19 protein-coding genes are annotated in these 18,175 nt (G+C 71.9%); 8 read left to right on the plus strand and 11 right to left on the minus strand.

From position 1 onward, the window contains the following. Positions 1 to 73 precede the first annotated feature (73 nt). The 5 genes from afsQ1 to AB0946_RS06815 all read left to right on the plus strand — a co-directional run bounded on the left by afsQ1 (position 74) and on the right by AB0946_RS06815 (position 4,039). On the plus strand, positions 74 to 751 hold the full coding sequence (gene afsQ1 / locus AB0946_RS06795; RefSeq protein WP_031024517.1) for a two-component system response regulator AfsQ1: 678 nt from the start codon (positions 74 to 76) through the stop codon (positions 749 to 751). Then, the gene (locus tag AB0946_RS06800; protein WP_366759524.1) at positions 748 to 2,337 is read left to right on the plus strand and encodes a HAMP domain-containing sensor histidine kinase; all 1,590 of its coding nucleotides are present in this window, start codon (positions 748 to 750) and stop codon (positions 2,335 to 2,337) included. The genes afsQ1 and AB0946_RS06800 overlap by 4 nt, the downstream gene beginning before the upstream one ends. Beyond that, complete coding sequence (locus tag AB0946_RS06805; RefSeq protein WP_366759525.1) at positions 2,334 to 2,936, plus strand: hypothetical protein; 603 nt, start codon at positions 2,334 to 2,336, stop codon at positions 2,934 to 2,936. The genes AB0946_RS06800 and AB0946_RS06805 overlap by 4 nt, the downstream gene beginning before the upstream one ends. Positions 2,937 to 3,166: 230 nt before the next feature. Further along, entirely contained in the window at positions 3,167 to 3,730 is a 564-nt protein-coding gene (locus tag AB0946_RS06810; RefSeq protein WP_366759526.1) for a VanZ family protein, read from the plus strand. 108 nt (positions 3,731 to 3,838) lie between these two features. Next, on the plus strand, positions 3,839 to 4,039 hold the full coding sequence (locus AB0946_RS06815; protein WP_014674578.1) for a PspC domain-containing protein: 201 nt from the start codon (positions 3,839 to 3,841) through the stop codon (positions 4,037 to 4,039). A gap of 94 nt (positions 4,040 to 4,133) precedes the next feature. Here AB0946_RS06815 and AB0946_RS06820 read toward each other — a convergent pair whose 3' ends face one another. After that, positions 4,134 to 4,517 (minus strand): ATP-binding protein, encoded by a 384-nt coding sequence (locus AB0946_RS06820; protein ID WP_366759527.1) that lies wholly within the window; start codon positions 4,515 to 4,517, stop codon positions 4,134 to 4,136. A gap of 151 nt (positions 4,518 to 4,668) precedes the next feature. Next, positions 4,669 to 5,832, minus strand: a complete 1,164-nt coding sequence (locus AB0946_RS06825; RefSeq protein WP_366759528.1) for an adenosine deaminase — start codon at positions 5,830 to 5,832, stop codon at positions 4,669 to 4,671. A 135-nt stretch (positions 5,833 to 5,967) separates the two neighbouring features. On the opposite strand from AB0946_RS06825, the gene AB0946_RS06830 reads away from it, so the two are divergent. Further along, the gene (locus AB0946_RS06830) at positions 5,968 to 6,726 is read left to right on the plus strand and encodes an alpha/beta hydrolase (protein ID WP_366759529.1); all 759 of its coding nucleotides are present in this window, start codon (positions 5,968 to 5,970) and stop codon (positions 6,724 to 6,726) included. A gap of 13 nt (positions 6,727 to 6,739) precedes the next feature. On the opposite strand, the gene AB0946_RS06835 is transcribed toward AB0946_RS06830, so the two are convergent. Further along, positions 6,740 to 7,693, minus strand: a complete 954-nt coding sequence (locus AB0946_RS06835; protein ID WP_366759531.1) for a LysR family transcriptional regulator — start codon at positions 7,691 to 7,693, stop codon at positions 6,740 to 6,742. Positions 7,694 to 7,755: 62 nt separating this feature from the next. On the opposite strand from AB0946_RS06835, the gene AB0946_RS06840 reads away from it, so the two are divergent. After that, on the plus strand, positions 7,756 to 9,045 hold the full coding sequence (locus AB0946_RS06840) for an MFS transporter (protein WP_366759532.1): 1,290 nt from the start codon (positions 7,756 to 7,758) through the stop codon (positions 9,043 to 9,045). Positions 9,046 to 9,194: 149 nt separating this feature from the next. Further along, on the plus strand, positions 9,195 to 10,208 hold the full coding sequence (locus tag AB0946_RS06845; RefSeq protein ID WP_366759533.1) for a sigma-70 family RNA polymerase sigma factor: 1,014 nt from the start codon (positions 9,195 to 9,197) through the stop codon (positions 10,206 to 10,208). Here AB0946_RS06845 and AB0946_RS06850 read toward each other — a convergent pair. The 8 genes from AB0946_RS06850 to AB0946_RS06885 all read right to left on the minus strand — a co-directional run bounded on the left by AB0946_RS06850 (position 10,092) and on the right by AB0946_RS06885 (position 18,162). Continuing rightward, positions 10,092 to 10,478, minus strand: a complete 387-nt coding sequence (locus tag AB0946_RS06850; protein ID WP_366759534.1) for an STAS domain-containing protein — start codon at positions 10,476 to 10,478, stop codon at positions 10,092 to 10,094. The genes AB0946_RS06845 and AB0946_RS06850 overlap by 117 nt on opposite strands. 68 nt (positions 10,479 to 10,546) lie before the next feature. Beyond that, the gene (locus AB0946_RS06855) at positions 10,547 to 11,131 is read right to left on the minus strand and encodes a Uma2 family endonuclease (protein WP_366759535.1); all 585 of its coding nucleotides are present in this window, start codon (positions 11,129 to 11,131) and stop codon (positions 10,547 to 10,549) included. Between the two features lie 83 nt (positions 11,132 to 11,214). Beyond that, positions 11,215 to 12,492, minus strand: a complete 1,278-nt coding sequence (locus tag AB0946_RS06860; protein ID WP_366759819.1) for a thymidine phosphorylase — start codon at positions 12,490 to 12,492, stop codon at positions 11,215 to 11,217. Positions 12,493 to 12,572: 80 nt separating this feature from the next. Next, positions 12,573 to 12,977: a cytidine deaminase gene (locus AB0946_RS06865; RefSeq protein WP_366759537.1), complete on the minus strand. Its 405-nt coding sequence runs from the start codon at positions 12,975 to 12,977 to the stop codon at positions 12,573 to 12,575. Beyond that, positions 12,974 to 14,260 (minus strand): ABC transporter permease, encoded by a 1,287-nt coding sequence (locus tag AB0946_RS06870; RefSeq protein ID WP_366748687.1) that lies wholly within the window; start codon positions 14,258 to 14,260, stop codon positions 12,974 to 12,976. Before AB0946_RS06870 ends, AB0946_RS06865 begins: the two co-directional genes overlap by 4 nt. Further along, a complete protein-coding gene (locus tag AB0946_RS06875; protein WP_366759538.1) occupies positions 14,260 to 15,387 on the minus strand; it encodes an ABC transporter permease in 1,128 nt (375 codons plus the stop codon). The genes AB0946_RS06870 and AB0946_RS06875 overlap by 1 nt, the downstream gene beginning before the upstream one ends. After that, complete coding sequence (locus AB0946_RS06880; protein WP_366759820.1) at positions 15,384 to 16,943, minus strand: ABC transporter ATP-binding protein; 1,560 nt, start codon at positions 16,941 to 16,943, stop codon at positions 15,384 to 15,386. Before AB0946_RS06880 ends, AB0946_RS06875 begins: the two co-directional genes overlap by 4 nt. Positions 16,944 to 17,106: 163 nt before the next feature. Then, the gene (locus AB0946_RS06885; protein WP_366759539.1) at positions 17,107 to 18,162 is read right to left on the minus strand and encodes a BMP family ABC transporter substrate-binding protein; all 1,056 of its coding nucleotides are present in this window, start codon (positions 18,160 to 18,162) and stop codon (positions 17,107 to 17,109) included. Between the last annotated feature and the right edge of the window lie 13 nt (positions 18,163 to 18,175).

The following is an 18,175-nucleotide window of genomic DNA, read 5'->3' on the forward strand; positions in this document are numbered from 1 at the left end:
CAGGCGGTGGCGCTGCGGATGACCTGGTCCCGGCAGGTCGTACGGCGGCCCCTCCATGGGCCAGAATGAGCCCGTGCCTTCCCTGTTGCTGATCGAGGACGACGACGCCATCCGTACGGCCCTGGAGCTCTCCCTGACGCGCCAGGGACACCGGGTGGCCACCGCTGCCAGCGGCGAGGACGGTCTGAAGCTGCTGCGCGAGCAGCGGCCGGACCTCATCGTGCTGGACGTGATGCTGCCCGGCATCGACGGGTTCGAGGTGTGCCGGCGCATCCGGCGCACGGACCAGCTGCCGATCATCCTGCTGACCGCGCGCAGCGACGACATCGACGTCGTGGTCGGTCTGGAGTCCGGCGCCGACGACTATGTCGTCAAGCCGGTGCAGGGCAGGGTGCTGGACGCCCGGATCCGGGCCGTGCTGCGGCGCGGGGAGCGCGAGTCCAGCGACTCGGCGACCTTCGGCAGCCTGGTCATCGACCGGTCGGCCATGACCGTCACGAAGAACGGCGAGGACCTCCAGCTGACCCCGACCGAGCTGCGGCTGCTGCTGGAGCTGAGCCGCCGGCCCGGTCAGGCGCTGTCCCGGCAGCAGCTGCTGCGGCTGGTGTGGGAGCACGACTACCTCGGTGACTCGCGCCTGGTCGACGCGTGCGTGCAGCGGCTGCGCGCGAAGGTGGAGGACGTGCCGTCGTCGCCGACGCTCATCCGTACCGTCCGTGGTGTCGGCTACCGCCTGGACGCCCCTCAGTGACCGGTACGCAAGGGGGGCTGCGCGGCTGGGCCGCGGGGCGCAAGGGAAGTCTGTCGCGGCTCAGGTTCACCAGCCTCAGGCTGCGCCTGGTCGTCGTCTTCGGGCTGGTGGCCCTCACGGCCGCCGTGTCGGCGTCCGGGATCGCCTACTGGCTCAACCGGGAGGCCGTGCTCACCCGCGCCCAGGACGCCGTGCTGCGCGACTTCCGGCAGGAGATGCAGAACCGCGCGGGCGCGCTGCCGGAACACCCGACGCAGGACCAGGTGCAGCGCGCGGCCGGCCAGATGGCCGCCAGCAGCCAGCACTTCAGCGTGCTCCTGGTCGCCCAGGACGCCGACGGCAAGACCGTGTACGGCAACTCGGGCGGCATCAACGGCTTCTCGCTGGAGGACGTGCCCCGCTCGCTGCGGGACGCCGTGACCAGGCGGCAGGGCGTGACGGACTCCAACAAGGAGCCGTACCACCTGTACTGGCAGCGGGTCGTGGACCACGGCACGCCCTACCTGGTGGCCGGTACGCGCGTCATCGGCGGCGGCCCGACCGGCTACATGGCGAAGTCCCTGGAGCCGGAGGCGAAGGACCTCAACTCGCTGGCCTGGTCGCTGGGCATCGCCACCGGGCTCGCGCTGATCGGGGCCGCGCTGCTCGCGCAGGCCGCCGCCACGACCGTGCTCAAGCCCGTGCACCGGCTGGGCGTGGCCGCGCGGCGGCTCGGCGAGGGCCGGCTGGACACCCGGCTGCGGGTGTCCGGGACCGACGAACTCGCCGACCTGTCCCGGACGTTCAACAACGCGGCCGAGGCGCTGGAGCAGCGGGTCGCCGAGATGGCCGCGCGGGACGAGGCCTCGCGCCGGTTCGTGGCCGACATGAGCCACGAGCTGCGGACGCCGCTCACCGCCATCACCGCCGTCACGGAGGTGCTGGAGGAGGAGCTGGAGGCCGAGACCGGCAGCATGGACCCGATGATCGAGCCCGCCGTCCGGCTGGTGGTCAGCGAGACCCGGCGGCTGAACGACCTCGTCGAGAACCTGATGGAGGTCACCCGCTTCGACGCCGGCACCGCCCGGCTGGTCCTGGACGACGTCGACGTCGCCGACCAGATCACCGCGTGCATCGACGCCCGTGCCTGGCTGGACGCCGTCGAGCTGGACGCCGAGCGCGGCATCCACGCCCGGCTGGACCCGCGCCGGCTGGACGTCATCCTCGCCAACCTGGTCGGCAACGCGCTCAAGCACGGCGGGTCGCCGGTGCGGGTGTCGGTCCGGGAGGCGGACGACTCGGTCGAGATCCGGGTCCGCGACCACGGGCCCGGCATCCCGGAGGACGTCCTCCCGCACGTCTTCGACCGCTTCTACAAGGCGAGCGCCTCCCGGCCGCGCTCGGAGGGCAGCGGGCTCGGCCTGTCCATCGCCCTGGAGAACGCCCACATCCACGGCGGCGAGATCACCGCGGCCAACTCCCCCGACGGCGGCGCGGTGTTCACACTCCGGCTGCCTCGGGACGCCTCGGCACTGACCGAGGAGGACGGCGGGGACACCAAGGCCGGCGAGACCGGCCACGACAGCGCGGGAAAGGAGGGGTCATGACCGTACGACGCCTGCTGGCGCTGCCCCTCCTGGGCGTGCTGCTCGCCGGCTGCGGCATCCGGGCGACGGAGGTGCCGACCGACTTCGGGCCGGCACCGTCCAGGGTGCCGTGCTCGCTGGCCGGGCCCGACGCGTCCGCGCAGTCCGCGCGCGGGGTGCCGGTACGGGTGTTCCTGCTGTGCGGGGCGTCCCTGGTGGCCGTCGACCGGACCGTGCGGGTCCCGGAGGGCACCCCGGACGCCCGGCGCCGGGTGATCGTGGCGCAGGGACTGCTGGACCAGCTGGCCACGTCACCGTCCGCCGCGGAGCGCTCCGCGGGCTACACGACGTACGTGCCGGGCGGTCTCCGGGTGGCCGGGCCCGGCCCGAAGGACCCCGAGGACACGCTCAGGCTCGGCACGGCGCCGTCACGGCTCACCTCCTACGCCCTGGCGCAGCTGGTGTGCACCCTGTCCGACTCGGCGGCGACGGAGGACGACGGCTCGGTCATCCTGGCCGGCCCCGCCCCCGACCCCCTGCGCCGCTACGCCTGCACCGACGAGGTCCGCGACCACCCGGGCACCACGCAGCCGCCGTCGAGCGGGGTCCCGAACGCGTAGCGCTGCGCTCGGCTTGTGCGGGGTCACGGTTGCCGTTCGCCTTCGGCGGGGGCCGGCGGGGTGACGTCGTGGGGGGCGTCCCTCGTCCGGCTGCGGGTCCGTTGTGGCCGCTCGCGCAGTTCCCCGCGCCCCTTCGGGGCGCTCCCGGCAGCGGCGTGCCGCGGGAGCGTCCCGAGCCGGAACGTTTCCACGGCGGAACCGATCGGGGCCGCCCCCGCGTCTACGGGGTCGTGCAGCGTCAAGGCTCCATCGGCGGCAGCGCCGCGATCCGCATCCGTGTGACGGGAGGTGTCCTCCTCGTCGCACATCTCGCCCTCGTCGCCTGGCTGATGCTGCGCCCCCTGGACGTCCCCTGGGTGATGCCCCCGAACCTGCGCCCACTGGCCGGCATCCGGGCCGACCTGGCGCTGGGCTGGCCCCAGGCGGTCAGACCCCTCGGCGAGGGACTCGCGCTGCTCGCCCCACTGGGCGTCCTGCTCCCGATGGCGCACGGCAGGCTCACCGTCTCCCCGGTCGCGTCCCTGATCCGCACGGCCGCGGCCGGCGTCCTCCTCTCCCTCGGCATCGCCCTGTTGCAGACCGGTGTGCCGGGCAGGGTCGTGGACGTCGACTCGGTGCTGCTGAACACGACGGGAGTCGTCCTGGCGCACCTGGCCGTCGTACCGGCGGCCCGCGCCCGGCTGCGACGCCGGGACGCGGGGGAACACGGCGCGCCCGAGCCGGTGGTCTCCGTCCAGGAGGAGCTCTCTCAGGGCCGTACCCCGACGATTCCCAGGGTCGGTATCGCCCCTTAGAGTGATGCTTCGTCCCCTTCGTCTCCGTACCGTTGAAGGCAGTTGAGGGGCCCCGGACCGGGGGTCCGCCACCGGCTCGCGAGAGCCGACGACCACGGAGGAGCCGACATGACCGCCCTTTCCCGCCCCACCCACGGCCGCGTGATCGGCGGAGTCTGCGCCGGACTGGCCCGGCGCTTCGGCACCTCGGCCACGACGATGCGGGTGATCTTCCTGGTGTCCTGCCTGCTGCCGGGCCCGCAGTTCCTGCTCTACATAGCGCTGTGGCTGCTGCTCCCGTCCGAGGACAAGGCGCGCACCGCCTGGTGAGCCCGCACGCCGGCGCGGACACGGGCGCGGGCATGCCACAGGGGCGCGTCCGGACGTACCGGAGCGCCCCGCGCGCGTCGGACGGAAGCCGGGCTCAGCCGACCGGGATGCCGTTGACCGGCACGCCGTGCGTGGGCAGACCCTGCACCGGGAGCCCGCCGAGCAGACCGGCGACCGGCTTGGTCGGCCTGTCGGCGAGGACGTTCCCGACGACGGGCCGCGCGGTGGACGTGCCCTTGCCGACGGCCGGCAGAGCCGCCGCGACACCCCTCTTGGCCACGGGCTTCACCGTCTTCACGGCACCGCTGTCCGGCAGCGCCTCGACGACCTGCTCGGGCGGCAGCATCTTGGTGACGGTGTTCAGCGTCTGGCCGGCGTCGGGGCTGACCGGGGCCGCGTCGGCCACGCCCGCACCGGCGGCGGCGAAAGCGGCACCGAGGGCTGCGACACCGAGGGTCTTGGCAGCAGACTGCTTCATGGTGAATGCGTCCTTGCATGCGGAGACGGAAGATCACGAACGATCTGAGCGGTCCACGACCGTAAACATCCGCAGCCGTCCGCCGCAAACACCGAAATGCGGACGCCCGGTGAGAGCGCGCCCGCGTTCCGGTCCGGCACCCACCCGTCCGCTAGGCCCCGGAACCGTCAGAACCGCTGGTGGACGCGGTCTGCCGGAACAGCCATTCGGATTTCAGCTCGGCGTATCCGGGCTTGATGACGTCATTGATCATCGCGAGTCGTTCATCGAAAGGAATGAACGCTGATTTCATCGCATTGACGGAGAACCACTGGACATCGTCAAGCGTGTAACCGAACGCCTCGACGAGGTGCTCGAACTCCCGGCTCATCGTGGTGTGCGACATCAGCCGGTTGTCGGTGTTCACGGTGGCCCGGAAGTGGAGTCGGCGCAGCAGGCCGATGGGATGCTCGGCGTAGGAGGTCGCGGCCCCGGTCTGGAGGTTGGAGCTGGGGCACAGTTCCAGCGGGATCCGCTTGTCGCGCACGTAGGAGGCGAGCCGGCCCAGCTTCACCGAGCCGTCCTCGCGGACCTCGATGTCGTCGATGATCCGCACCCCGTGTCCGAGCCGGTCGGCTCCGCACCACTGGAGCGCCTGCCAGATGGACGGCAGCCCGAAGGCCTCGCCGGCGTGGATGGTGAAGTGGTTGTTCTCGCGCTTGAGGTACTCGAAGGCGTCCAGGTGCCGGGTGGGCGGGTAGCCGGCCTCGGCGCCGGCGATGTCGAAACCGACCACGCCGGAGTCCCGGTAGCGGTTGGCGAGTTCGGCGATCTCCAGGGAGCGGGCGGCGTGCCGCATGGCGGTCAGCAGGGCGCCGACCCGGATGCGGTGGCCGTTCTCACGGGCGAGCCGCTCCCCCTGCCGGAACCCCTCGTTGACGGCTTCGACGACCTCCTCCAGGGACAGCCCGCGGTCCAGGTGCTGCTCGGGCGCGTAGCGCACCTCGGCGTAGACGACCCCGTCCTCGGCGAGGTCCTCGGCGCACTCGCGGGCGACCCGGGTCAGGGCCTCCTTGGTCTGGAGCACGCCGACGGTGTGCCGGAAGGTCTCCAGGTACCGTTCCAGCGAGCCGGAGTCGGCGGCCTCCTGGAACCAGATGCCGAGTTTGTCCGGGTCGGTCTCGGGCAGGTCGGTGTACCCGGTCTCCCGGGCGAGGTCCACGACGGTGCCCGGGCGGAGCCCGCCGTCGAGATGATCGTGCAGCAGTACCTTGGGGGCCCGGCGGATCTGGTCCGCGGTGGGGGCGTTCCCGGTGGGTGCGGTCTGGCTCGTCATTTCCGCACTCTAACTCCTACGCGCGTAGAGCACCCCGTGCGCGCGACAGCGGTTTCGCGGCGCTTCTCCGTCGATACCCAACGGTGACCGGACGCACGGGTTCAGTACACCGCGCCGTTCTGACACTGTTCTGCCATGGGACAAGCGACGCCGGTCCGAACGGCCGGGCTGGGGAAGGCAGTCGGCGCGCAGCCGACGTCGGTGAGCGGAGCGGTGCTGCTGCTCCCCGGCGGGGAGGAGGTCTCCGTCCGCCGGCCGTCCCCTGTCCGGGCGTTGACCCTCGTCCGCTCCCTGGGCCGCGCGCTCGCCCGTGCGGGCCGGGACGAGGGGCTGGCCGTCCATCCGGTGCAGTACCGCTACCGCGGCTGGAACGGCAGCGAGGCCCATCCGGCGGCCGATGCCGAGTGGGCCGCCGACGAGGTCGTACGGCGCTACGGGGACGTGCCCGTGTGTCTGGTGGGCGTGGACATGGGCGGGCGCGCGGCGCTGCGGGCCGGCGGGCACGAGGCGGTCAGCTCCGTGGTGGCGCTGGCCCCCTGGATGCCGGAGGAGGACGTCGCCGCGCCGCCCGAGCCGGTGAAGCAGCTGGTCGGGCGGCGGGTGCTGATCGCCCACGGCACGAACGACGACCGGACCGACCCGGAGCTGTCGTTCCGGTTCGCGGCGCGGGCGAAGAAGGCGAACCGGGAGGTGTGCCGGTTCGAGGTGCACTCCGACGGGCACGGGCTGCACGGGTACCGGGACGAAGTGCTGTGTCTGACGGTGGATTTCGTGATGGGCGCGTTGTTCGGGCACGCCGTGTCCCGTCCCGTGGAGGACGCGTTGGCCGCGCCCCCGCCGATCGGCCTGCGGATGCCGCTGGCCGCGGGGTTCGGCAAGTCGTGGAAACGGTAGGGCGGGGCGTCCCTCAGCCGGGCAGCAGGTTGCCCCTCCTGGAGAGCAGGAACCTCTTGAAGGCCGCCACCGGTGGGGTGTCGGGGCGGCCGGCCGGCCAGGCCACGCCGATCTCGCGGACCGCCCTGGGGGCCGTGACCGTCAGTTCCGCCACGCCCGGGCGCGGGACGGTCGGGGGCGGCAGGAGGGCGACCCCGAGGCCCGCCGCCACCAGGCCGCGCAGCGTCTCCGCCTCCTCGCCCTCGAAGGCGATGCGGGGCTTGAAACCGGCCTCGCGGCACAGGTCGTCCGTGATGCGGCGCAGGCCGTAGCCCGGTTCCAGGGTCACGAAGGTCTCCTCGGCCGCTTCTGCCAGCCGGATGCGGCGGCGGCCCGCCAGGCGGTGCTCCGCGGGGACGACCAGGCGCAGTTTCTGCTCGTCCAGGCGCCGGGCGACCAGGTCGGGCGCGTCGGGGACGGGCGAGGTGAGGCAGAGGTCGAGTTCACCGGCGCGCAGCCCCTCCAGCATGGCCTCGCCGTAGTTCTGCACGAGGCTGAAGCGCACGCGCGGGTGGTCGGCGCGGAAGGCGTGCAGCAGGCCGGGCACGGTCTCGGCGCCCATGGTGTGCAGGAAGCCGAAGGCGACCTTGCCGGTGGCCGGATCGGCGTCCGCGCGGACCTCCTCGGCGGCGCGCTCGATCTCGGCGAGGGCCCGCTCCACGGAGGCGAGGAAGGTGCGGCCGGCGGTGGTCAGGGAGACCGTGCGGCCGTGCCGGGCGAACAGGTCGACGCCCAGGTCCCGCTCCAGGCGGACCATCGCCCGGGACAGGGTGGACTGGGGGACGTCCAGCTCCCGCGCGGCCCGGGTGACGTGCTCGGTGCGGGCCACGCCGGCGAAGTACGCGAGGCGGGGCGCGAGCAACAGCGCCATGTCTTCTGCGTCACTGGACGGTGACAGTCGCGCCGGTGAGCTCTGCTGATGCGCCATGGGAACGATTATGGCGATTCCATGCATTGGACGCATGAGTGGGGCCGGTCTACGTTCGAAGCATGTCTCCCGCCAGTACCGGGGCGTCCACCGGCGTGGACGCCGTCACGTCCCTCCGCACCGCCGAGTCCGGCCCCGACTCCCGGCTGACGCCGGGCGGCCCCGGCTACCGCCGGATGAGCCTCGCCCTGTTCCTCGCCGGGGTCGCCACCTTCGCCCTCCTCTACTCCACCCAGGCCCTGCTGCCCCTGATCTCCGGGGAGTTCGGGGTCGCGGCGAGCGAGGCGAGCTGGACCGTGGCCGCCGCGACCGGTGCTCTCGCGCTGTTCGTCCTGCCGATGAGCGCGCTGTCGGAGCGGTTCGGACGCCGTACGGTCATGACCGCCTCGCTGGCCGTGGCCGTCACGGTCGGCATGCTGGTGCCCTTCGCGCCGTCGCTCGGCGCGCTGGTGGTGCTGCGGGCGGTGCAGGGCGCGGCGCTGGCCGGGCTGCCGGCCTCGGCGCAGGCGTACCTGGCGGAGGAGGTGCGGCCGAAGGCGCTGGTCACGGCGATCGGGCTGTTCGTGGCGGGCAACAGCGTGGGCGGCATGAGCGGCCGGGTGATCACCGGCTGGGTCGCGCAGGAGTGGGGCTGGCGGGTGTCGGTCGGGGTGATCGGCGCGCTCGCGGTCGCCTGCGCGGTGGCCTTCCGGCTGCTGTTGCCGGCCCCGAGGCACTTCACGGCGGGTTCGCTGCGCCCGCGGGTCCTGCTCGGCACCGTCCGCGACCACCTCTCCGACCCGCTGCTGCGCCGCCTGTACGCGATCGGCGCGCTGTTCATGACGGTGTTCGGCGGTGTGTACACGGTGATCGGTTACCGGCTGACGGCGGCACCGTTCGGGCTTCCGCAGGGCATCGTGGGCTCGATCTTCCTGGTCTACCTGGTGGGTACGGTCTCCGCGTCGGCGGCGGGCCGGCTGGTGGGCCGCCTCGGCCGCCGGGGCGCGCTGTATCTCGCGGGCGGTACGACGGCGGCGGGGCTGCTGCTGTCCCTGACCGCCTCCCTGGTGCCGGTCCTGGCGGGTCTGGTGCTGATCACGGCGGGCTTCTTCGCCGGGCACGCGGTGGCCTCCTCGGCCGTCAGCAAGACGGCCACGCACGGCCGGGCCCAGGCGTCGGCGCTGTACCAGTCCGCCTACTCCATCGGCTCCAGCGTCGGCAGCACGGTCGGCGCGCTGGCGTTCCACGCCGACGGGTGGGCGGGCACGGTCGGTGTCGGCCTCCTCGCGGTCCTCGGCGTCGTCACGATCACCGTCCTGGGCTCGCGGGCGGCCCGGGTGGCGGCGCGGCGGGAGCCGGTGGGCGCGCACTGACCCGGCGCACGCCGCCCGGCTCCCCCGGGCAACCGTTCCGAGCTGGGCCTTTCCCCACTCCGGGGGCCATTGTCAGTGGGCTGCGGTAGCTTCTCAAGTGCTGGGGCGCGAAGGCGCGCTACAGGGACGGCCACAGGGGTGGGTGGACGATGGGCGACAGCACGGCGACGGCGGATCTGGACGTCGCACTGGAGAAGCACCGGACCGAGCTGACCGGGTACTGCTACCGGATGCTCGGTTCCTCCTTCGAGGCCGAGGACGCGGTGCAGGACACCCTGGTGCGGGCCTGGCGGAGCTACGACAAGTTCGAGGGCCGTTCCAGCCTGCGCTCGTGGCTGTACCGGATCGCGACGAACGTGTGCCTGGACATGCTGGCGGCGGGCAGCAAGCGGGCCCGGCCGATGGACCTGTCGGAGGCCACCCCGCTCGCGCGGGCGGCGCTCTCCCCGCGCCCGGACAACACCTGGCTGGAGCCGATGCCGGACGCGCGCGTGCTGCCGGTCGTGGAGGACCCGGCGGAGGCGGCGGTCGCCAAGGAGTCGATCCGGCTCGCCTTCATGGCGGCCCTCCAGCAGCTGCCGCCCAAGCAGCGGGCGGTGCTGATCCTGCGTGAGGTGCTGGCCTGGAAGGCGAGTGAGGTGGCCGAGCTGCTGGACACCACGGTCGCCTCGGTGAACAGCGCCTTGCAGCGGGCCCGGGCCACGCTCGCGGAGCGCGGGGACGCGGGTACCGAGGGGGCGGTGTCCGATCCGCTGGACGAGGAGCAGCAGAAGCTGCTGGAGCGTTACGTCAAGGCGTTCGAGGGCTACGACATGACGGCTCTGACGGCGCTGCTGCACGAGGACGCCGTCATGACGATGCCGCCGTTCGACCTGTGGCTGCGCGGCACCGCGGACATCACCGGTTTCATGACGACCCTGGGCGCCTCCTGCGCCGGTTCCCGGCTGCTGCCGGTCCGGGCCAACGGTCTGCCGGGCTTCGCGCACTACAAGCCCGACCCGGACAACGGCGGGTTCAGCCCGTGGGCGGTGCAGGTGCTGGAAACCTCAGACGGCCGGATCACCGGATTCCACTGCTTCCTCGACACCCAGCGCTGGTTCCCGCTCTTCGGTCTGCCCCTCCACCTGGAAGCGGAGTCCGACGAGGCCGAGAAGGGCGTGTAGCGCGGGGTCGGGGTCCCGCAGCCGTATCCGGCCGCCGGCCCGGCGGGCGGTCAGCTCCAGCCGGGCCAGCAGGTCGACGGCCGCCAGTCCCGGCGGCCCGAGCCCGCCCACGTCGCACACGACCACCCCGGTCCCGCCGGCTTCCAGCAGCGCCCGCACATCGGCGCACAGCCCCGGCACGTCGTCCCGACGGACGGGCCCGGGCAGCACCAGCACGGCGGGGGTCTCGGCATCCACGTGCGGTAGACCGCCGGGCCGGGCGGAACTCATCGGGGTCGGTGGCGCGCCGCGGTGCCGGTCCGGCCGGTGGGGCGGCGGCGGTGTCGGGGTGACGCCGGTCAGCCGACCGGGAACTCGCCGGTGTCGAGGGTGAGGCCGAACGGCTCCGGCAGCTCGATGAGGTCGCCGAACTTGACCGCCTTGAGGACCCGGTAGACGTCGCCTTTCGGCTCGCCGTAGAGCGTCGCGGTGGGGCCTCCGGGGGCCCAGCGGTCGATCAGGAGGTACAGCGGGATACCGGCGGTGGCGTATGCGGCGGGCTTGCTGACGCGATCGTGGCCGGCGTTGGACTTGGAAGTGACCTCGACGACGAGTTCGGCGAGGGCGGCGGGGATGTGGGAGTCGGCCTCGGCGCATTCTCGCACTGGAGCCACCACCAGGTCCGGGATGAGCATGCCCAGCCGTGACGGCACGGCGATGGCCAGTGTCTGGAAGATCCCCCACTCTTCGGGGACCACGGAGTAGAGGCGACGCTGGATACGTTCCGCGATCACGTTGTGACGGGATGCGGGAGCAGGTGACACGGTGATGATCCCCTCGATGATCTCCACCTTGCTGCCCTCGGGCCATTCCATCTCCTCCCAGTACCGGACGAGGTCGTCCCAGTTCTGGTCGGAGTCCTGGCTGACGGTGAGTGCGCTCATGGCGGTCTCCTATCGGTGCGTCACCGATCCCAGCATGCCGAACGGGACCGGTGGAGGTCCACCGGTCCCGTGGAAAGCCCAGGTCAGGCGATACGTTCCCGCACCACCGGCGTGGCCTGGAAGGCCGTGCCCGGGGCCGCGATGTCGTAGGAGCCCGCCACCGCCTGGAGCGCGTACTCGAAGCGCTCCGGGGTGTCGGTGTGCAGGGTCAGCAGGGGCTGACCCTCGGTCACCGTGTCGCCCGGCTTGGCGTGCAGCTCGATGCCCGCGCCCGCCTGCACCGGATCCTCCTTGCGGGCCCGGCCGGCGCCCAGGCGCCAGGCGCCGACCCCGATGTCGTACGCGTCGAGGCGGGTCAGGACGCCCGAGGCCGGGGCCTTGACGACGTGCTGCTCCCTCGCGGTGGGCAGCGGCGCGTCCGGGTCGCCGCCCTGGGCCGCGATCATGCGGCGCCAGACGTCCATCGCCGAGCCGTCGGCGAGGGCCTTCGCGGGGTCGGCGTCCTTGATGCCCGCCGCGTCGAGCATCTCGCGGGCCAGGGCGATGGTCAGTTCCACGACGTCCGCCGGGCCGCCGCCGGCCAGGACCTCGACCGACTCGCGGACCTCCAGGGCGTTGCCCGCGGTCAGGCCGAGCGGGGTGGACATGTCGGTCAGCAGGGCGACCGTCCTCACGCCGTGGTCGGTGCCGAGGCCGACCATGGTGGAGGCCAGCTCGCGGGCGTCCTCGATGGTCTTCATGAAGGCGCCCGTGCCCACCTTCACGTCGAGCACCAGCGAGCCGGTGCCCTCGGCGATCTTCTTCGACATGATCGAGGAGGCGATCAGGGGGATCGCCTCGACCGTGCCGGTGACGTCGCGCAGGGCGTACAGCTTCTTGTCGGCGGGGGCCAGGCCGTCGCCCGCCGCGCAGATCACCGCGCCCGTGGTGTCGAGGACGTTCAGCATCTCCTCGTTGGAGAGCAGCGCGCGCCAGCCGGGGATCGACTCCAGCTTGTCCAGGGTGCCGCCGGTGTGGCCGAGGCCCCGGCCGGAGAGCTGGGGGACGGCCGCGCCGCAGGCGGCGACGAGCGGGGCCAGCGGCAGGGTGATCTTGTCGCCGACGCCGCCCGTGGAGTGCTTGTCGGCCGTCGGGCGGGACAGCGAGGAGAAGTCCATGCGCTCGCCGGAGGCGATCATCGCCGCGGTCCAGCGGGCGATCTCGCGGCGGTTCATGCCGTTGAGCAGGATCGCCATGGCGAGCGCGGACATCTGCTCGTCGGCGACCTCGCCCCGGGTGTACGCGTCGATGACCCAGTCGATCTGCTCGTCGGTCAGCTCACCGCGGTCCCGCTTGGTGCGGATGACGGAGATGGCGTCCATGGCCATGGCGGGTGTGGTTCCTTCCGGGAGGTGCGAAGTGCGCGGCCCCCCTGCGAGCGGGGCAGGGGGGCCGTACGGCCTTACGGGGTGAGATGGTCCGGGCCGAAGGCCTGGGGCAGCATCTCGGAGAGCGGCAGGACGCCCGCCGGGGTGTCCAGCAGCAGGCCGGGGCCGCCGAACTCGTAGAGCAGCTGACGGCAGCGGCCGCACGGGACCAGCAGGGCGCCGGTGCCGTCGACACACGTGAAGTGCGTCAGCCGGCCCCCGCCGGTGCGCTGGAGCTGGGAGACCAGGCCGCACTCGGCGCACAGGCCGAGGCCGTAGGAGGCGTTCTCGACGTTGCAGCCGGTGACCGTGCGGCCGTCGTCGACCAGGGCCGCCACGCCGACCGGGTAGCCGGAGTAGGGGGCGTAGGCGTGGGTCATGGCCTCCCGCGCCTCGGCGCGCAGGGCCTCCCAGTCGAAGTCGGCGGCTCCTTGGGTCACTTGCCCTGTCCCTTCCGGTAGCGCATGCCGTCCGCCTTCGGCATCCGCAGGCGCTGCGCGGACAGCGACAGCACCAGCAGCGTGACGACGTACGGGGTGGCGCCGACGAAGTCGCTGGGGACCTCGTCGGTGAGCAGGTACCAGACGAGGACCAGCGCGGCCATGACGGCGCTGACCACGCCCTGCACCAGGGCCTTCTTGTACAGCTTCCAGCCGGCCAGCAGCGCGAGCAGCACGACCAGCAGCAGGAGCAGGGCGTGGACGGTCACGCCGCCGTTGCGCAGCTGGAGCGCGTCGGAGTAGCCGAACAGGCCCGCGCCCATGGCCAGGCCGCCGGGGCGCCAGTTGCCGAAGATCATGGCGGCGAGACCGATGTAGCCGCGGCCGCCGGTCTGGCCCTCCAGGTAGGTGTGCGAGGTGACCAGCGCGAGGAAGGCGCCGCCGAGGCCGGCGAGGCCGCCGGAGACGGCCACGGCCGCGTACTTGTACTGGTAGACGTTGACGCCGAGGGACTCGGCGGCGACCGGGTTCTCGCCGCAGGAGCGCAGCCGCAGCCCGAACGGGGTGCGCCACAGCAGCCACCAGCTGCCGACGAACAGCAGCACGGCGATGATCGTCACCACGGACAGGTTGGTGATCAGGCCGCCGATGATGCCGGCGAGGTCGGAGACCAGGAACCAGTGGTGCTTCTCGATCGACGCGAGGCCGTCCGAGAGGCCGGGGACGGTGACGTCGGGCAGCGTGTCCGCGGGCGGGGACTGCTTGGGGTTGCCGCCCGCTCCGGCGGCCTTGCCGTCGGCGAAGAACAGCTTGGCCAGGTACTGGGTGGCGCCGAGCGCGAGCAGGTTGACGGCGACACCGGAGACGATGTGGTCGACGCCGAAGGTGACGGTGGCGACGGCGTGCACCAGGCCGCCGAGGACGCCGAAGGCGATGCCGCACAGCAGGCCGAGCCAGGGGCTGGACTGCCAGCCGATCCAGCCGGCGCCGAAGGTGCCGAGGATCATCATGCCTTCGAGGCCGATGTTGACCACGCCGGCCCGTTCCGACCACAGGCCGGCGAGTCCGGCGAGGCCGATCGGCACGGCGAGGCCGAGTGCGGCCGCGACCTGGCCCGCGGAGTCGAGCTGGTTGGCGCCGGTGATCACGCGGACGGCGGCGATGAGCAGCAGTGCGCCCGCGACGATCATGAGTATGAGGCCGAGGGAGCGGCCGGAGCGCTGCGGCGCGTCCGCCGCCTTGGGCGCCGCGGGCGGCGGCGCGTCGGTCATCGTGGCAGTCATCACGCCACCTCCTGCTTCTTCGTCGGGGCGGCGGCCTGGGCGGCGAGTTCGGCGCCGACGCGCTGCTGCTGGCGCTTCAGGCCGTACCGGCGTACGACCTCGTAGGCGATGACGACGCACAGCACGATGACGCCCTGGATGACGCCGAGGATTTCCTTGTCGTAGCCCTGGAACTCCAGGTGGTTGGTGGTGCGCTCCAGGAAGCCCCAGAGCAGCGCGCCGAGCGCTATGCCGATCGGGTGGTTGCGGCCGAGCAGGGCGATGGCGATGCCGGTGAAGCCGATGCCGGCCGGGAAGTCGTTGCTGAACTGGTGGCTGTCGTTCAGCAGGGTCGGCATGCCGATCAGGCCGGCCACCGCACCGGAGATGATCATGCTGGTGGCGATCATCTTCTTCACGCCGACGCCGCTCGCGGCGGCGGCGGTCTCGGACTGGCCGACGGTGCGCAGGTCGAAGCCGAACCGGGTGCGGCCGAGCACGAACCAGTACGCCACGCCGACGAGCACGGCGATGACGATGAAGCCCCACAGCTCACCGGCCGGGCCGGTGTCGAAGCTGAAGAAGTACGACGACGACGGCAGCGGCTTGGTGGAGACGAGGGTGCCGGCCTGGTCCAGCTGGCCGAGCTTGCCGGGCTGGAGCAGGTAGGCGATGACCGCGGTGGCGATCGAGTTCAGCATGATGGTCGCGATGACCTCGCTGACGCCCCGGGTCACCTTGAGGATGCCGGCGATGGCCGCCCACAGGGCGCCGGTCGCCATGGCACAGAGGATGATCAGCGGGATGGCGATCCAGCCGGGCACGGTGAGCGCCCCGCCGAGGACGGCGGCGATGAACGCGGCGAGCCGGTACTGGCCGTCGACACCGATGTTGAACAGGTTCATGCGGAAGCCGATGGCGACCGCGACACCCGCGAGGTAGTACGTCGTCGCCTTGTTCAGGATGTAGACCTGGCTGTCGCTGGCGAAGCCGTAGGTCACCATGTCGCTGAAGGCGTCGCCGGGGTTCTTGCCGGTCGCGAGGATCACCAGGGTGGTGACGACGAGCGCGGCGACGACCGCCAGCAGGGGCGCGGCGATGCCGAGGAGCAGCCGCTCCTTGTCGATCCGTGAGGTCAGCTTGTTCATCGCGCGTCGTCCTCTGTGTGCTCCAGGTGGCCGGTGGCCGCACCCGTCATGGCGGAGCCCAGCTCCTCGGGGGTGATCGTGGCGGGGTCGGCGTCGGCGACCAGACGGCCGCGGTACATCACCCGCAGGGTGTCGGAGAGCCCGATCAGCTCGTCCAGGTCCGCGGAGATCAGCAGCACGGCCAGGCCCTCGCGGCGGGCCTCGCGGATGTGGTCCCAGATGGCCGCCTGCGCGCCGACGTCCACACCGCGGGTGGGGTGGGCGGCGATGAGCAGCTTGGGCTGGTGGCTCATCTCCCGGCCGACGATCAGCTTCTGCTGGTTGCCGCCGGACAGGGAGGCGGCGGTGACGTCGATGCCGGGGGTGCGGACGTCGTAGGCCTCGACGATGCGCTGGGTGTCGGCGCGGGCGGCCTTGAGGTCGAGCAGCCCGCCGCGTGAGTTGGGCTTCTCGGTGACGTGGCCGAGGATGCGGTTCTCCCACAGCGGCGCTTCCAGCAGCAGGCCGTGGCGGTGGCGGTCCTCGGGGACGTAGCCGATGCCGGACTCGCGGCGGTCGCGGGTCGGGGCCTGGGAGATGTCGGTGCCGTCGAGCGTGACGACGCCGGCGTCCGGGCGGCGCATGCCCATGATGGCCTCGACCAGCTCGGACTGGCCGTTGCCCTCCACGCCGGCGATGCCGAGGACCTCGCCCTTGTGGATGGTGAAGGAGATCTCGTCGAGGATGATCCGCTCGATGCCGTCGAGGTCGGTCTGCGCGAGGTGCAGGCCGTCCACCGTGAGCATCGGGACGTCGGTGACCGTGGACTCCTGGGTCTCCGGGGTGGGCAGCTCGCTGCCGACCATCAGCTCGGCCAGCTGCTTGGGGGTGGTGCCGCGCGGGTCGACGGTGCCGACGGTGGTGCCGCGACGGATGACGGTGATCTCGTCGGCGACGGAGAGCACCTCGCCCAGCTTGTGCGAGATGAAGATGACGGTGAGGCCCTCGGCCTTGAGTTCGCGCAGGTTGTCGAAGAGGGCGTCGACCTCCTGCGGCACCAGGACGGCGGTGGGCTCGTCCAGGATGAGGGTCTTGGCGCCGCGGTAGAGGACCTTGAGGATCTCCACGCGCTGGCGGTCGGCGACGCCGAGTTCCTCGACCAGGGCGTCGGGCCGCACGCCCAGGCCGTAGGCGTCGGAGATCTCCTTGATCCGGGCGCGTGCCTTGCCCCCGATGCCGTGCAGCTTCTCCGCGCCGAGGACGACGTTCTCCAGCACGGTGAGGTTGTCGGCGAGCATGAAGTGCTGGTGCACCATGCCGATGCCGCGGGCGATGGCGTCGCCGGGGTCGTGGAAGACGACCTGTTCGCCGCCCACCGTGATGGTGCCCTCGTCCGGCTGCTGCATGCCGTAGAGGATCTTCATGAGGGTGGACTTGCCGGCGCCGTTCTCGCCGCACAGGGCGTGGACGGTGCCCGTGCGGACCGTGATGTCGATGTCGCGGTTGGCGACGACGCCGGGGAAACGCTTGGTGATGCCGCGCAGTTCGACGGCAGCGGGAGGGCTGGACGCGTTGATGGCGCACTCTCCTCGGGGAAAGGGGCTGCGGGGAGGGGGCAGGCGTCGGCGACGCTAGCGCGGCAACTCCGTGCTACACGCGTAGAGTTGACACATTGTTATGGCTCGGCGGGGGCTGTGGAGGACGCCTCCGCCGAGCCGGGGTCCGACGGGACCCGTCAGGTCACGGGGTGGTCTTGACCTTGATCGAGCCGTCGACGATCTTCTTCTGCGCCGCGTCCAGCTTGGCCTTGATGTCGTCGATGAAGCCACCGCTGGTGGACAGCGAGACGCCGTCCTTGGCGAGCGAGTAGGTGTTGGTGCCGGTCAGCGGCTTGCCGTCGTGGACGGACTTGACCAGGTCGTAGACACCGACGTCGACGTTCTTGACGACCGAGGTCAGGATCGAGTTCTTGTACTTGGCCAGACCCGGGATGCTGTACTGGTCCGAGTCCACGCCGATGGCCCAGGCGCCCTTCTTGCCGGCGACGGCCTCGATGGCGCCGTTGCCGGAGGAGCCGGCCGCCGAGTAGACGACGTCCGCGCCGTTGTCGAGCATGCCCTGCGCGGCCTCCTTGCCCTTGTCGGGGCTGGCGAAGCCGGAGGTGTCCGAGCCGTGGGACAGGTACTGCGTGTCGACCTTGATCTTCGGGTTGGTGTCCTTGACGCCCTGGACGTAACCCGCCTCGAACTTCTTGATCAGCGGGACGTCGACACCGCCGATGAAGCCGACGTGCTTCGTCTTGGTCTTCAGCGCGGCGGCGACACCCGCCAGGTAGGAGCCCTGCTCCTCGGTGAAGGTGATGCTGTCGACGTTCTTGCCGTTCACCACCGAGTCGACGATGCCGAAGGTGGTCTTCGGGTACTTCGCGGCGACCTTGGTCATCGAGGCGGCGTACGCGTAACCGACACCGATGACGGGGTTGTAGCCCGCGTCGGCCAGGTCCGACAGGCGCTGCTCGCGGTCGGCCTCGGTGTCCGAGGTCTTCGCGGTCAGCTCCTTGATGCCGCCGCCGAACTCCTTCTCCGCCTTGTCGGCACCGCGCGCGGCGGAGTCGTTGAACGAGCGGTCACCACGGCCGCCGACGTCGAAGGCGAGACCGACCTTGACACCCTTGCCGTCGCCCGAGGCGGGCGAGCCGGAGTCGTTGTCGGAGGAGGTGCTGCCACAGGCAGTGGCAGTCAGTGCGAGAGCTGCGGAGGCGATACACGCAGCGGAAAGCTTGGCTACCCGGCGCACGGGAAGGCTCCTT

Source organism: Streptomyces sp. NPDC046870, from assembly GCF_040704595.1.
GTDB classification, from domain to species: Bacteria; Actinomycetota; Actinomycetes; order Streptomycetales; family Streptomycetaceae; genus Streptomyces; species Streptomyces argyrophylli.